Origin of the sequence: Methylomonas koyamae, assembly GCF_001644025.1 — a bacterium.
GTDB lineage: Bacteria > Pseudomonadota > Gammaproteobacteria > Methylococcales > Methylomonadaceae > Methylomonas > Methylomonas koyamae_A.
In genome coordinates this window covers 118,665-134,131 of the sequence record NZ_LUUK01000183.1, presented here as the reverse complement: position 1 = coordinate 134,131, position 15,467 = coordinate 118,665, and the positions used below count along the sequence as shown (strand labels likewise).

Here is a 15,467-nt window from a genome sequence, read left to right as displayed (position 1 = left end):
GCCGCCAATCAGGGCAATATAGCTACATGACGTTTTACATTGAGGCGACAACTAGCTTGAAATTTTCCGCCGGGGGATATTTACTCCTAAATCGAGTCGTTCGACATAAAAACCCGGCTCGTCCAGTACCCTTTGACAATGCTTGGGAGAACTTTACCGAAGGGCGAGAGGGATTTTTCGTTTACTCAGAGGGTGAGTACATGATGGGTCATCTATGCTTCGACAGGGGTTAGCACGAAAGGCCCTCGACGAAACAAGCCAACTGCTGGGTTCACGATGAAAACCGACCACCGGCTGAGCGGAGTCGAAGCCAGCAGTCTCGCTGAGATTCCACTACAGTGGTCGGAGCGGAACGAGGCCCGCGACATGCAAACCCGGTGGCTAAGCCAAGGCAAACTATCTTCGAGAACCGGTCGCGACGCCGAAGCACGCCGCCAACTTGGAGGAAAGGACAATGATCGGGGCTGTCGGCGCGCCGAACAAGGTCAAACCGACAGCGGCCCCAACCGGCCCGCTGCCGGTTGGGGTTTAGCTATGCTCGCATTCCAGCTCGGTTTCGCCGTTCTTTTTGGTGGTCAGCACGCAAGCCCGGTTGGCGCCGTGCTCATGTACGTCCTGCTCCGGGCCATGCTCGCATTCCTGCTCGACTTCGCCGTTGGCTTCGGTTTTCAGCACGCACGTGTCTGCGCCCTTGCCGCTGTCCAAGTTAACGTCGTCGCTGTCGTAACTCAGGGTATCCTTGCCGTTGCCGCCGAGCAGATTATCTTCGTTCAGACCGCCGTCCAGACTGTCCTTGCCGTTTTGACCGTACAGATTGTCGCTGCCGGGGCCGCCGTCCAGGTCGTCGTTGCCGTTGCCGCCCCACAAGCTATCGTCGCCGCTGATGCCGGCATCGACGCTGGTGTCGTCGTCGGTGTCGGACGCATCGTCGTCTACCCCGTCCTTATTGCGATCGCGCAGATTGTTGTCTTCGCCGTACAGGCCGTCGTTGCCGTTATCCCCGTTTAACGTATCCCGGCCGGCATTGCCTTGCAGGGTGTCGTTGCCGTTACTGCCGCTCAGCGTGTCGTTACCGTCTCCGCCCCACAAGCTGTCATGCCCGTTACCGCCGATCAGGTTGTCGTTACCGGTGCCGCCATCCAATTGATCGTTGCCGTGATTGCCTTTCAGCGTGTCGTCTCCGCCGCCGCCACAGATCAAGTCGTTACCCTTGCCGCCGTCGATGATGTCGTTGCCGGCGGTGCCCATGATGACGTCGTCGCCCTTGGTGCCCATCACGACTTCGTTACCTTGTTTGTCGATTTTTTTGATCGCGGTTTCGGCATGAATGGTCACCGTGGCGCCCAAACAGGTGTCTTCGGCGCTGGCGGAGTGACTGAATGCGGCGGCGATGGTCAGGCCGAGTAAGGTTTTAGCGAATGTAGTTTGACTCATGATATTTCCTGGATAAATTAAGTTTTATACGCGGATCGAATGCTTCGCCGCACATTCGATCGACCGGATTGCGCCGAACCGACATCAACGCCGAAACGTCGACCGTCGATCGCAATCGTTTATGTATACCGGAACCGGTAGTGAAAGTTCAATCGGGGGTGATACCGCATCGAAACTGGAACGGGATGTTTCGGTCTACGCGCCTTCAATCGCGGCTGAAGCCGCTCCGACGGCACGGGTTCTAGCAGATCGAACGCAAGTCCTGAATTCTACTTTGTCAGATTACTAAATAAGCATCGTCATTCCGGCATGGATGGCCTGCCCCGTTGGAGCGCGGAGCGAATCCAGACGTCGTGGATGGGTTTAAGCCATACCATCCGTGGCACTGGATGCCCGCGTCCCGGCGGGCATGACGGTCTTAAACAAATCCGACAAAGTAGAATAAAACGGCGTCGGCATTCAGCCTGGCTCAAGCGCCGAACAAGGCCGAGCTCAAATAGCGTTCGCCGGAATCCGGCAGCATGACGACGAAGCTTAGTCCGGCGTAGTCGGGCAACGCGGCCAAGCGCATCGTCGCGGCCAACGCGGCGCCGCTGGACAAGCCAGCCAGTATCCCCTCCTCCTTGGCCAAACGGCGGGCGTATTCGACGGCTTCGGTTTCGCTGGCGGTTTCGATTCGATCGATCAGGTCCAGGTCGAGTATCGCCGGCACGAAGCCGGCACCTATGCCTTGAATGCCGTGGGCACCGGGCTGTAAGACCTGTCCGGCGCGGGTTTGGCTCAGCACCGGGCTGGCGGCCGGTTCCACCGCCACGGTTTCGATCCGCTTGCCCTGGCGTTTCAAAAATCGTCCGGTGCCGGTGATGGTGCCGCCGGTGCCAACCCCGGCGACGAACACATCGACCGTGCCGGCGCTGTCTTGCCAGATTTCCGGGCCGGTGGTTTGTTCGTGTATCGCCGGATTGGCCGGATTTTTAAATTGTTCCAACAGCAAATAGCGATCCGGATCGGCCGCGGCCAGCCGTTCGGCGGCTTCTACCGCGCCGCGCATGCCCAGTCGGCCGTCGGTCAACAACAGTTTGGCACCGTAGGCGCCCAGCAATACCCGGCGTTCGCGGCTCATCGTATCCGGCATCGTCAGTGTGATCGGAATGCCGCGCGCGGCCGCCACCGCCGCCAATGCGATACCGGAATTGCCGCTGGTGGCTTCGATCAAGGTCACGCCGGGCTTGAGCAAGCCCTGCCGTTCGGCCGCCCAAACCATCGCCGCGCCGACCCGGCATTTCACCGAATAGGCCGGATTGCGGCTTTCGATTTTGGCGAAGATTGTCACCGGCAGCTCGCGGCCGATCCGATTCAGCCGGACCAGCGGCGTGCGGCCTATCGAAGCGGAATTGTCGGTAAACCAGTTAGCCATATCGATTCCCCATCAGGGCTGACGCAATGCAAAAAAAAGCCGCCTTGACGGCGGCGTGAGCAAGATGCCACGAGAAAGGACATCACCATGAAACCGTATCGCAGCGCATCGCGGGTTCCGCCTTACATGCCGTATTGGGCGGAGACGCTGAAACTGCCGAAATGATGCGGCGCGCCCGGCATCAACGGGTTTTCCCGGCGCGACGCCTTGGCTTGGTGCCAGGCGGCGGCCGGCGCGGGCCGACCTAAATAATAACCTTGCAACAATTTGCCGCCGGCATCCAGCGCGATGTCGAGCTGGATTTCGTTTTCGATGCCTTCGATGACCGGCTGGGCACCCAAGGCCTGCACCACTTCGATCAGCTTCGGCAACACCCGGCGGATTTTACCGCCGCGCTCGGCTTCCCGAATCAGGCCGGCGTCGAATTTGACGTAATCCGGCGCCAAATGCCAGAGCCGACCCAAATTGGAATGGCGGCTGCCGAAGTGGTCGATCGCGATCTTGAAACCGCGATCGCGATAATTCTCCACCGCTTCGGCCAAGGCCCGATCGGCGTCAACCGCGTTTTCCATGATTTCCAACACCACTTGGGTGGTCGGCACCGCGTGCAGATGCAGAATATGTTCGAACACCTTGCCGTGGGTATTAACGCTGACCAACAGTTTAGGGTGTACGTTCAAAAACAATTGGCCGCGCTCCTCGGGTAACTCCAGATAGTTGAGCATGTGCAAGGTACGCGCCACCCGATCCAACTTCACCAATTTATCTTGATTGTCGGCCCAACCGAATGCGAAGTCCGGCGACACCGCTTCGATGCCGGTCGAAGGTCTGAGCAGGGCTTCGTAACCCAGCAAGCCCTCCGAAGTCGAGGTATCGAAGATCGGCTGAAACTCGCTGCGCAAGCGCAGTCCGATGTAGCGGCTCAGCACTTGCGCCGCTTCCACTTCCAGTTTGAATTCGTCCAGGTCCAGATACAACACTCGTTCCAGGTCGTCCCGTATTGCTTCGATCGTGGTTTGCACCATGCGTTTGCCCTCCTGCGTTTCGGCCGCGATCAGCGTCCGTATATCTTGTCGAAGATGCCGTCGTCGGCGAAATGCTTGGCTTGATTTTCCGGCCAACCGCCCAACTGGGCGATGGTCACCAACTCCAACGCCGGGAACTGTTTGGCGTATTTGGCCGCCACTTCTTTATCGATCGGGCGGTAGAAGTTTTTCGCGATGATTTCCTGGCCTTCCTTGCCGTACAAATATTTCAGGTATTCGGTCGCGACTTCGGTGGTGCCGTGTTTACGGGCCACGTCTTCGACGACGGTCACCGGCGGTTCGGCCAGGATGCTGAAGCTGGGCGTGACGACTTCGTACTTGTCGGCGCCGAATTCCTTCAATACCAAATAGGCCTCGTTCTCCCAGGTGATCAACACGTCGCCGATGTCGCGCTCGGCGAAGGTGGTGGTGGAACCGCGCGCACCGGTATCCAGTACCGAGGTGTTCTTGAACAATTTGCCGACGAAGTCCTTGGCCGCTTCTTCGCTATTGTTGTTGTGTTTCAGGGCATAGGCCCAAGCCGCCATGTAATTCCAACGCGCGCCGCCGGAGGTTTTCGGATTCGGCGTAACCACGCTGAGGCCGGGCTTGATCAAGTCGCTCCAATCTTTAACATGCTGCGGATTGCCCTTGCGCACCACGAACACGATGGTCGAGGTATAAGGGGCGCTATTGTTGGGCAACTGGCTTTGCCAGTTTTCCGGAATCAGGTTGCGGCGCGCCAGTTGGTCGATGTCCGCCGAGATCGCCAGCGTCACCACGTCGGCCTCCAGGCCGTCCAGCACCGCCCTGGCCTGCTTGCCGCCGCCGCCGTGCGACTGGTTGACGGTGACGTTGTCGCCGGCTTTGCCTTTCCAGTATTTGGCGAAGGCTTGGTTGTATTCTTTATAGAATTCGCGGGTCGGATCGTAGGACACGTTCAACAAGGTCACGTCCGCCGCGAAGGTCTTGCTTGCCGCCGCCGTCAGTAGGGTGACGGCAATCAAACCGAATAATCTGTTCTTCATAAGTGATCTCTCAAAAGCTATTTTGGTGAAATGGTTGCCATGTCCGCATCCGTGCGACTATCCGTGGGTCTAGCCTCAACCTAGCCCCCGTCCTGGGAGCAGCGGAACCGGCTTCCTGCCGCAATGACGAATCCGTTAAAACGCCAATTGGAAGCGGGTGGCGAATACGTTCTCCGACGGACGATTGGTGAATGCCGCGGCCGATAATCCCGCACCACCGTCGAAGTAGGTTTGCTCGTAATCGGCCATGATTCGGGCATTTTGGTTTAGGAACCAGTTGAAACCCACCGCCCAGGCCGTGGCGTGTTTGGCCGACTTAGCCGGATTCAAATAATTGAACGCGGTGGTGTCGACATTGAATTCGCTCCAGCGCGCCGCCACTTGCAAGGCGCCCCAACTACCTTCCAACGGATTGAACGGCCGAATCGGCTTGACGCTTTGGAAGGTGTTGTCTTCGCCGGTCAGCACGTAGGAAAGCTGCACCTGCCACGCCGTATTGTTGAGTTGGCTACGCACGCCGGGGATGGTTTGACCGGTCCGGGTAGCGATGACTTCCTGAGCCGACAACACGTATTCGCCCATGATGCCGAACGGACCGGCATACCAATAGGCTTGCGGGTAAACCCGGTAATGCACGCCGTCCGCCTGTAGGGTACCGGTATAGGCGCTACGCATGCTGTTGTAATTCAAGAACGTGGATCGCCCTATCGGCGTGCCCTGATTTTTCAAGGCCTGCAAGCTAGGCCGTTCCCAAGTACCGGCGACACCCAGGCCCAGACCTTCCAGCCAGCGGTTACCGCCGTGTTGGAACGGATGTACCCACAAGCGCCCGACAAATTCCTTATCGTCGTCGGTATCCGGGGAGTTTTTATCGATGCTGCCGTCGTCGCCGGAACCGTTAAACACGCCGAGTTGATAGCTGACGAAGTTGCGAAAATCCACCGGCCCCGCGTAATCGGCCTTGTAACCCGGCGCAGCGAACGAACCGTGCAACATCACGCCGACATCGCGGTTGCTGGCCAGATAGGTCGGGAACGCGCGTTCCAGAAACGTACCGTCCGAGTCGCCTTGCAAACGCTCCAAGCTCAGCGGGGTTTTTTGCTTACCGACGCTCAAGCTGGCGTAGGGCAAATAGGCGTAATCCAGGTAGGCGTCCGGCAGGATATTGGTGGCCGCGAAATCCGGCATGATTTTGAAGTACAAGCTGTCCCAGAATTTACCTTCCAACCAAATCCGGGCTTGCTTCAACTCGAACTTGTCAGTCTCCGCGCCGCCGCTGATACCGTTGGCGGCGGTCGCCCCGGTCCAACTACCGCCGGTGAAAAAGCGCGCGTCGGTTTGTACCGCGCCGCGAATCCGTACTTGATGTTTACCGTCGGCCGAGGAAATCCGAAAGCCGTCGCTACCGCCTTCGACTTTAGGCGCGCGGCTGGCGGCAGTGGCGGCCACTTCTTTGTCGACTTCCAGTTTGCGTTCCAGCGTGTTGATCTTGCGATTGAGCTTTTCGACTTCCGGATTCGATTGCGCGACCGGTGCGACAGCAGTCGGCGCGGCGGCGGCCGCTTTCTCGAACCGTTCCAGTCTGGCTTCCAGTTCGCGAATGCGCTGCTCTAGCGCTTGGGCGTCGGCGGCTTGGGCATCGGCGACGCCGAATAGCGCCGAGCCGATCGCGCCCACCAATAGGCGGCGTTTAACATGAGTCATGTGGTGTTTTCCTGTTATCGCTTGCTTCCGGCGTTCCGGTCAGAAGGTCGTTATTGTTATTTGGCTGGCGTCTCCGGCGATCCGGTCGAATCGAATAAGTGCTTGAAAGCAACCGGATCAAATCGGTATTTTTGGGTCGGCTACTCGGAATCTTTCGCGCTTGTCGATTTGCACGACCCGGCCGTCGTGAATGACGACCTCAATGGAACCAAAGCGGATGTCTCGCAGAATCTCCGCGATCTGTAGGGCAATCTCGTTATGATTGCCCGGCTTAAACGAGCGGTTATTGGTTTCGGTTGCCATATCGCCTCCCCGAGGTGGTGGACTGGGACGTTATTGAGTCGCTCCGTTGCCGGACCCGGCCGGCGACGTTGGGGAGATGATAAGAGGCTCGTTATTCGATGAAAAACGATATAAATTGAAATACAAATCTATAAATAAGATATGCATGTTGCCGGGCTGCTGAAAAACCAGCATGAATAGTCGATATTCCAACCACTTAGCAGCAGCGCGTGTCTCGGCGACAGCAAAGATACCCTTGCCCTACGGCGACTTGATTCAATTTCGCGACCGCGACGTTCGGCGTGATTTAAACGATCGCATGACGGTCAAGCCGTTACCCTGTGGCGGTACGTTGCGTATCCGGGTTAGCGCATCCGCGTTAGCGTTATTTTGCCGATGTTAGGCGAGGGTGTGAGCAATAGCGAAAGGACGCGGGATTTTCGGGCTTAGCCCATCAAGAGGGATCAATCAGTCAACCTTTTGCCAGCGTTTGTTGGCGATTGGCTGAAGGCTATTAGGCTGGTTCACAGGGGGTTTTGCCGTCCTCGCCAGGCGTTTGAGCGTGAGTGCAAGTCTGAATAGCCTCGCGGTTCAAGCTATAAGGTGTGCAGTCCATCATCCATCCTAACGCTCATGAAGGCTTGGCAATCGCCCCGGTAAATCAAAGGCTTCTGTAGGAGCGACGCATAGTCGCGATGCATCGTTTTAATTCGCGACTATGCGTCGCTCCCACAATGACTTTCAGAGTAAAATAAGGCCGGACACTGCCTGTCCGTCTCGGGATTGGATTCAATTGATGCCATAAACCGAGTTGGGGCTGGGCGAGTAAACAGACCTTTGCCCTAGCAATGTCTGCATTCCTCACATCCTCGTGCAACATGATCGGCATACGGCGGAACGCTTGCCGGCTTCCGCCATACGCGGGTTAAAAATTATGAAAACTCAATACTCAACCTTAACCGACCCAATAAAAGTACGAGGAGCACCTGGATTTAAAAATGAGTTACTATTATCAGTCGCCGAATAATATTTGTGATCTAGCAAATTCTCCACGTTAAACTGCAAAGTAGTTTTTGCCTTTACGATAGGCAATTGATATCTCAGTAGAACGTCTACCTTCCCGTAACCAGGCAATTGAAAGCTATTACTGTTATCGCCTTGCCGTTCGCTCTGGAAATAAACGCCAGCACCAACACTAAGGCCATGTAATGCCGATTCCTGAATATCATATTTTGCCCACAAACTGCCCGAGTTTCTGGGAATATTCCATAATCGATTTCCTGCGTTATCACCGCTCAAAATATTGGCATCGGTATATGCATAAGTTGCAATCAAATTCAATCCATCGGCAACTTGTCCTGAAATATCAATTTCGACGCCTCGACTACGTGCTTCACCAATTGTTTGCGCAAACCTTGTTCCCGCGATTGGTACACTTATGTTCTGTTTGGTTAACTGATAAAACGCCACTGATGAATTTAACCGTTTATTTAAAAATTCGGTTTTAAAACCCGCCTCGAATTGCTCTGCAGACTCTGGCGCAAGTATATTTCCACCTACGCCTGGACTAGTATTAGAGGCACCTAACGACTCAACAAAATTACCGTACAACGAAAGCCATTGCCAAGGTTGATATAGCAACCCTACTCTTGGGCTGAATTTTTGATTTTCAATATCCGAATAACTTGAGGTTGCGTCACTTAGCGAAACTGAAGAGGAGCCGCTTCCTCTATTTGCCCAGTCGTAGCGTCCGCCTCCAAGGATGTGTAGTTTTTCAAACAGAGTCATCTGATCTTGAAAATAAACACCATTCCAGCTTAAGCGTTGATCCGAAAAATCATTTTTGGGGATACTAGCCAGGTCAACACCTGATTGACCATATTGAGGATTGTAAATATTTATTGAATTAACTTGCCCGTCAAATATAGCGGGAGGCAAAAACCAACCATTAAAGGAACTTCTCATTTCGTAATAGTCCCATCCTACCAATACACTATGCGTTATATCCCACGTTGCGAATTTACCGGTAATATTAAGGATGCCACCTAAAACATCTTGAGTTCCTGGGCCGCAGCAGAATGCTCTTGCAAGTTCTCCTGTAGCTATATTAATTATTCCTGGCGCCGCGTGTTGAAGATCCAAAACATCGCGGTTAATATGCTTAAATTGTGCATTTACTTTCCAATTTTCCGAAATCTCATGATTCAGAGTTAAGCCTGTACTAAATAGTTCTGTATTGCTTTTATCTATAGACGGCTCCCCTAAGTATCTGGATATTGGAATATCAAGCGGTCTTCGAGTCACGGAGGATGCAACTACCCCGTGGTCTTCTAATGTATCTTCGTTTGAATAAATAAAGTCCAAATCAAGTTGGGTGCGATCACTAATTTTCCAGGTCAAAGATGGTGCAACGTAGGTGCGCTCCGTAAATGCAAAGTCACGAAATGAGTTTTTATCCAAATATTCAAAATTAATTCGATACAGCAAGGAACCTTCTTGATTAATAGCCCCCGTCGAATCTGCAAGGGTTTGATATAAATCGTATGAGCCAAACCGTTGTTCTAACGAATAATAGGGTTTCTCTTGAGGTCTTTTCGTAACCACATTAATCATGCCACCTGGTTCTATGCGCCCATATAAGTTTGCGGCGGCACCTTTTACGACTTCAATTTTCTCTGCATTTGCCAATGGAACTCTGCTGACCGGCCATCTCATTCCATCTACATAATTGGCATAATTAGTATTGAAACCTCGAATCATAAATTGCTCGGAGAATCCTCCAAATGTAAAACCTTGGAACACGCCGCTAACATTTTTAATTGCATCACCGACTTGAATCGCTTGTTGGTCATGCATAACAGCTTTAGTCACAACTTGTATCGATAATGGAGTCTCCATAATTGGAGTGTCCGTCTTGGTTGCGGTGGAAGCATTCGGCAAACTGTAATCCGGATTATAGGGATCGGTCGAATCGTAAGTAGCTTTGCCAACGACCTGCACCGCCGGCATGGTCTGCGGCCCCAGATTGTTGTGCAGCTCCGCCGCTCGCGGCTGCAGGGTGATAGCCCCGTCACCGGTCGTCACGGCTTGCAACGGCGCATCGCCCAATAAAATCCGGATCGCTTCGTCGGCGGTGTAGTCGCCTTGCAGGGCACGGCTGCGCAGGTTGTCGGCGATGTCGGTGCCGTACATCAGTTGTTGCTGACTTTGCCTGCCGAACATCAGTAAAGCTTGGTTCAGCGATTGGGCGGGGATGTCAAAATGGTGTTTGCCGGCGGCATCGCCGTGGGCGGTTTGCGAGATCAACGCCGCGAGTAAGACAGCTTTGGCGGTATGGCGCCGGCCCTTGCCGGCTGAATGTTTGCAATACTTTGCGTTGGACATGGATACTCCTGGTTTCGGTCGGGTTACACGGCAGCATTTCGGCTGGTGTTAGTTAAGACGGAAACTTTTTGAAAACCCACATCGGGCGGTCATGGATTTTTTGTTGGGAGAGTTCGGAATGGACGGTTCGCGTTTATCGTTGGCGTCGCCCCGGCACGGATTGCCGGGGCCCAGAAGCCACGGATGGCAAAGTTTCAACGCATCCTTGTGGCATGGATCCCGGCAATCCATGCCGGGATGACGGCTTCGATCTGATTCAACCATTAACGCGAACAAGGCCTTAATGCTTGGGGTGTCGTGGTGGACTTGGAAAATGATTTGAGGCGGGAATAAATTCTCGATGATGGGTTTCACTGCGCTCTCGGCAACTGCTCCATGCGTTGCTCTAGCTCCTGCATCCATGCAGTCGTACCCATCCGGCTCCGTTGTTTTAACTCTCATCACCCTCCCCTCTCGGCAACTGCTGCCAGCGTTGCCCTACCTCCTGCGTCCATGCAGTCGTCCAGCAAGAGAGGTTTTTTGTGCGTCGGGAGAAGGTGCGGGGTGTGAACAGCGCCTAACGCAACACCACCAGATAGGGCGTGATGCTGACTATTTGCAGCGCCGGGATGGCGGCTTTTAAACTGGCGATGGCTTGATCCAGCGCATCCAAGCGAAACAGACCGCTGATGCGCTTGTCGGCCAGCGCGGTATTCAGCAACATGACGCGGCCGGGACGGTATTGGTTGATTTGGGCAATCGCGTCGCTTAGCGGCAAGCCGTCGAATTGCAGATAGCCGGCCCGCCACAGCGCCATGCCGTCCGGTTGGCCGGCGTTTTTTAAAGTGATGTTGTTGGCGCCTATCGACGCCGACTGCCCCGCCGTCAGGCGTTGTTGGTGTTGCTGCCCCGCGTCTTGTATTTCAACTATCCCTTCAACCAGTTCGACTTCGGTCTGCTCGGGTTGTCGCTTTACCGCGAAAGCCGTACCCACCGCCCGCACTTCGCTGCCGGCGGCAGTGACCACGAACGGCCGTTGCGGATTTTTAGCCACGTCAAAAAACGCTTCGCCGGCTAATAACTCCACCCGGCGCGTGCCGGCGTCGAAGTGGATGGCCAGGGCCGTGGCGGTGTTAAGCATCACCCGCGAGCCGTCGGCCAAAGTCACGCTGCGCTGCTCGCCTTTACCGGTCGAGTAGTCCGCGCGCCAGAATGCCGGCGGATACAGCATAGTCAGCGTGGTAGCCAGCAATGCGCAGCAGGCTACCGCCAAACCTAACGAACGGCCACGGCGTCGGCGGTGCGTTCTGTTGTCAACGCTGTCTTTAAAATCCATGCGGCTGCCATTTCCGCGCAGACGGGAATCCAGCATGACAACCGGACTTGCAGCCAGCACATCCGCTGCCTTCGCTTGCCTGCCACCTTGCCCTGGAGACTGTCGTAAAAGCTCGCTTTCTTCTCGGGACGACTGCATCGATACAGAAGATAGGGTAATGTCGGGATCGATTGCCGAGAGGGTTGGAGCGAGGGAATCAAAATGCGTCAAAGCGTTAGTTTGCATCCCCTCACCCTGCCCTCTCCCAGGGGGAGAGGGTTGTATTTCGGCTTGTAAGCTCCCCTCCCCCGGTAACGGTTGCGCACCGGGAATGATGCGGCGGCCGCGCAGTTGCCCCAAGCCCGCCCACAGCGTTTCGGCGCGTTGCCAGGCTTGTTCGTGGGCGCTGTCGGCGGCGCGCCAGGCGTTCAGCTCTTGCCGCGCGGACACGGGAAATTCACCCGAATGCAGTCTACTTAACCAAGCGCAAGCCTGTTCCAGCAAACGCTCGGCATCATCCGGCATCGGTTCGGTGGACATGGTCAATTCCTGGTTGAACGGTGGGGGAGATATATCATAGACGAGGCCCAAACCCGGAACCACATGACCGGCTAGGACTGATCCAGGGTTTTGGCGCAATGCAGCAGCGCCTTTTTGACGTTCTCTTCGACAGTGCGAACCGAGATATTCAGGGTTTCGGCGATTTCGCGCTGCTTCATGCCCTCGAAGCGGTTTAAATAAAAAATCCGCTGGCATAAAGGCGACAAGCTGGTCATGGCTTCGATCAGCCTATCCAAATCCTGCTCCGCCAGCGCGACGGTCTCGGCGCAACGCGGATCTTCGGCTTCCGGCGGCTCGTGTTCCGGCCAATCGACGATCGCGCTATTGCGTACGGTCTGGCTGCGGTAGTGGTCGAACAGCAGATTCTGCGCGGTACGGAATAAATAGGCTTTCAGATTGCCGACATTACCCAGATCGTCGCTGCGGCATAAACGGACAAAGGCTTCCTGGCAAAGGTCGGCGGCGGTTTCCCGGCAGCGCACGCGCGAAAACAGCACGGCCTCCAGCTCGCCGTGGCAACTGACGTACAGCTCTTGCAACGATTGATGCGGGTGAAATGACATGGGTCGCCGGTTTTGATTGCGTCCGTATAGGCAGCTAAACCGGATCAACCAGCAAAATTAACGCCGTAAGCGAAAATTTTTTTAGAATCAAAAGGCTGTCGATAGGCCGAACTCGCGCATTGCGGCCGCCTGCTATTGAACTATGTTAAATCACTACATCATTCGACGGCACGAGGATCAGGCGTAACCGAAGGCCTTGAGATAGGGCTCCAGCACGGGCAGGATGGTTTGAAATTGGCTTTGGTAACCGTGCCAGCGAGCGACGGCGCTACGGTAAATCGGCCGAGACACTGCCCCAAAGCTGGGTGTGGCCACGTAACGGCCGGCCGAACGCTCGTGGAAGCGCGCCACTTCCGGACGCCACTCGACGTCCAGCAATTCGAACACCCGCCGAAAGCTGGCTTCGAAATCGTTGACCACGTCCTCGTAGCGCAATTCCAGATAGGCCGGCGCGATTCGGTCGCGCAAACTCAGCCACAAATCCATCACCGCCGCGTATTGGCGGGCGATGCCTTGCCAGGACAACAGATTCACGGTGGCCGGCGCCAACGCGAACGATTGCATCGCGCAGCTCAGACACACGTCGCGCGGATCGCGGAGCGCGAACAGAATTTTCGCTTCCGGAAACAAAGTGGCGATCAGGCCGGTTTCGATACTGTTTAGCGCCACCTTGTTGACGAAAGTTTTTTTCAACGCGGCCGACGTGAATTCCTCCACGGCACGTTGCCAGTAAAACGCCCGCAAGCGACGCGCGCCGGCAATATCCAGGGCCTTCAGCGCGGCCGGCGTATCGCCGGCGATGCCGGTCGCCGCGGCCAACTCTTGTGTCACTTCCTCGATCAAGTGGTTTTCGTCCGAGGTCAGTACCTCGGGATGCGCCGCCAGCACTTGCTCGGTCAGCGTGGTACCGGAGCGCAAGAAGCCGATCAAGAATGCCGGGACCGGCAAATTGTCGGCAAAGTCGGTTACGCGCCAGCGTCCCAGCAAGGCGTCGTCGTAACCGTGTTTGAACAAGGCGATCCGGTCGAACAGATAATTGGCGTCCACGTTCCGGGCTTCTGGACTAGCCGCCGCCAACACGCCAGCCCTCGAGAACATCTCAAAGGCTTCGGCGTAGCGCTGTTGTTTATCGTAGACCTTGGACAGCTCCAAGCAAGCCCGCGCCAACTGCCCGCTGTTTTGCTCGGCGGCAACGACCCGCTCCAGCCGCCCGCCGGCGTCGTCCATCCGTTTCTTGTCGATTTCCAGCAGGGCCATCAGGATTTGGCAGCCGGCGTCGCTCGGCGCCAATTGCAGGACTTTTTGCATCTGGGCGATGGCTTGATCGGTGTGGTTCAAGCGGTGCAGACAGGCGGCGATCGCATATTGCGCCGAGGCGCTGACCGGCATGCGCTTGGCGGCGGCCCTGGCCAATTGCAACGCCAAGTCGATGTCGCCCCACATTTGCATTTGCTCGGCGAATTCCAGCAAGACCCTAGCGTCGATCTTTTCCGGTTGGCGCAACATGGCCTTGGCGGCCTTGGCCAGATATTGCTTGCCTTCGGCGAGCCGATGCCGCCAACACAAGCCTTGGCCCACGCCGGCCAAAGCTTCGGCGTGATTGGGCTTGATCGCCAATACTTGCCGATAAGTCTGTTCGGCGGCGAGAAAGTCGCGGCGTTGATAGGCGTGGTAGCGGGCGGTTTCCAACAATTGCTTCGGGTCGGATTCGCCGCTCCCGGCCTCGGCCTTCTCGGCGCAGCAATGTTTGAATTTTTTACCGCTGCCGCACGGGCAGGGATCGTTACGACCGGGTCTGGCCGGGGCGGATATCGTCATCGTCAATCGTGGTTAACGCGGGAGGCGGCATCATAACCGACAAACACCAAAACGGTAGGGCCTGGCCGGCCGCTCCGGTGTCGCGGAGCAAACATCGGCCAATTTTAAGCCACCCGCGCCTTGCGCCGAACCGTTACGCCAAAACCGGCCAAAACGCTGCCGAACAACCAGACCGCGCCGGGTAGCGGCACTTGCGAGACCGTGATGGTGTTGCCGCTGACCGCGAAATGCAAGGTATCCGAGCTGAAAGTGATCCGGTAGTCGCCGTGATCCAAAATCGGATTGACGAAGCCGGTTGGCGCCGAAAAGCTATCGCCGGAATTGATGCCGGCCGCCGCTTCGGCGTCGGTCAAGCGATAATCGGACATCACATATTGGTAGTTACCGGCGGCCAGAGTAATGTCGAAGGCCGGATCGCGACGGAAGTGAATCGAACCGTCCGCCGCGCCCTGCACTTGAGTTCGGCTGACCAAGCTGATCGTCGGCGTGTTGACGGTCGCGCAATTGTTGGCGATGTCGTCGCAACGGGCCAAATGGTTGGCGGCGGTCAAGCCGGCGGAACCGTCGTCCAAATACCAATGGGTATCCGGGTCCAGCCAAGTCAGTTCGCCGTCGCCGTTCAGATCGGCCGCGAAATAACCGGCGGTCGCGACGTTGCTTTGCGATGCTTCGTAAGCCAACACATCGACACTAAAACTGCCGGCGGTGGTCATGGCGACCTTCCAGGTATCGAAGGTGGTACCGCCGGCTTGCAAGAACAGCGTGCCGTCGACGCTGAGGGTATTGGCCTGGGCCGAACCGATCGCGGTCAGTGCCAAGCCGGCCGCGATAGCGGTGCGTAATACATGCTTCATTGTGAAATTCCTTGTGTTTGATATTGATTGATAAATGATCGATTAAGCCGTTTTCACTGCAGCCGGCAAATCAATGCCGACATTATGGATACCGCCGCCACGG

12 protein-coding genes are annotated in these 15,467 nt (G+C 56.0%); all 12 read right to left on the bottom strand.

All coding sequences use genetic code 11. The features are described from left to right. Positions 1 to 528 precede the first annotated feature (528 nt). Positions 529 to 1,434 carry a calcium-binding protein gene (locus tag A1355_RS16840; protein WP_064030273.1) on the bottom strand — a complete coding sequence of 302 codons (906 nt, stop codon included), beginning with the start codon at positions 1,432 to 1,434 and terminating at the stop codon, positions 529 to 531. A gap of 469 nt (positions 1,435 to 1,903) precedes the next feature. After that, entirely contained in the window at positions 1,904 to 2,851 is a 948-nt protein-coding gene (gene cysK / locus A1355_RS16835) for a cysteine synthase A (RefSeq protein ID WP_064030271.1), read from the bottom strand. 122 nt (positions 2,852 to 2,973) lie between these two features. Further along, entirely contained in the window at positions 2,974 to 3,876 is a 903-nt protein-coding gene (locus A1355_RS16830; RefSeq protein WP_064030269.1) for an EAL domain-containing protein, read from the bottom strand. Positions 3,877 to 3,905: 29 nt separating this feature from the next. Further along, positions 3,906 to 4,904, bottom strand: a complete 999-nt coding sequence (locus tag A1355_RS16825; protein ID WP_064030267.1) for a sulfate ABC transporter substrate-binding protein — start codon at positions 4,902 to 4,904, stop codon at positions 3,906 to 3,908. Between the two features lie 135 nt (positions 4,905 to 5,039). After that, entirely contained in the window at positions 5,040 to 6,608 is a 1,569-nt protein-coding gene (locus tag A1355_RS16820; RefSeq protein ID WP_082885603.1) for an OprO/OprP family phosphate-selective porin, read from the bottom strand. 117 nt (positions 6,609 to 6,725) lie between these two features. After that, the gene (locus A1355_RS24710) at positions 6,726 to 6,911 is read right to left on the bottom strand and encodes a YezD family protein (RefSeq protein WP_071158324.1); all 186 of its coding nucleotides are present in this window, start codon (positions 6,909 to 6,911) and stop codon (positions 6,726 to 6,728) included. A gap of 921 nt (positions 6,912 to 7,832) precedes the next feature. After that, the gene (locus A1355_RS16810; RefSeq protein ID WP_064030261.1) at positions 7,833 to 10,274 is read right to left on the bottom strand and encodes a TonB-dependent siderophore receptor; all 2,442 of its coding nucleotides are present in this window, start codon (positions 10,272 to 10,274) and stop codon (positions 7,833 to 7,835) included. Between the two features lie 48 nt (positions 10,275 to 10,322). Next, positions 10,323 to 10,628 (bottom strand): hypothetical protein, encoded by a 306-nt coding sequence (locus A1355_RS25320; protein WP_157197926.1) that lies wholly within the window; start codon positions 10,626 to 10,628, stop codon positions 10,323 to 10,325. Positions 10,629 to 10,830: 202 nt separating this feature from the next. Next, a complete protein-coding gene (locus A1355_RS16805; protein WP_082885602.1) occupies positions 10,831 to 12,108 on the bottom strand; it encodes a FecR family protein in 1,278 nt (425 codons plus the stop codon). Between the two features lie 71 nt (positions 12,109 to 12,179). Next, the gene (locus A1355_RS16800; protein WP_082885601.1) at positions 12,180 to 12,692 is read right to left on the bottom strand and encodes an RNA polymerase sigma factor; all 513 of its coding nucleotides are present in this window, start codon (positions 12,690 to 12,692) and stop codon (positions 12,180 to 12,182) included. Positions 12,693 to 12,869: 177 nt separating this feature from the next. Continuing rightward, positions 12,870 to 14,510: a sulfotransferase family protein gene (locus tag A1355_RS16795; protein WP_064030258.1), complete on the bottom strand. Its 1,641-nt coding sequence runs from the start codon at positions 14,508 to 14,510 to the stop codon at positions 12,870 to 12,872. Between the two features lie 104 nt (positions 14,511 to 14,614). Beyond that, on the bottom strand, positions 14,615 to 15,364 hold the full coding sequence (locus A1355_RS16790; protein ID WP_064030256.1) for a hypothetical protein: 750 nt from the start codon (positions 15,362 to 15,364) through the stop codon (positions 14,615 to 14,617). Positions 15,365 to 15,467 lie beyond the last annotated feature (103 nt).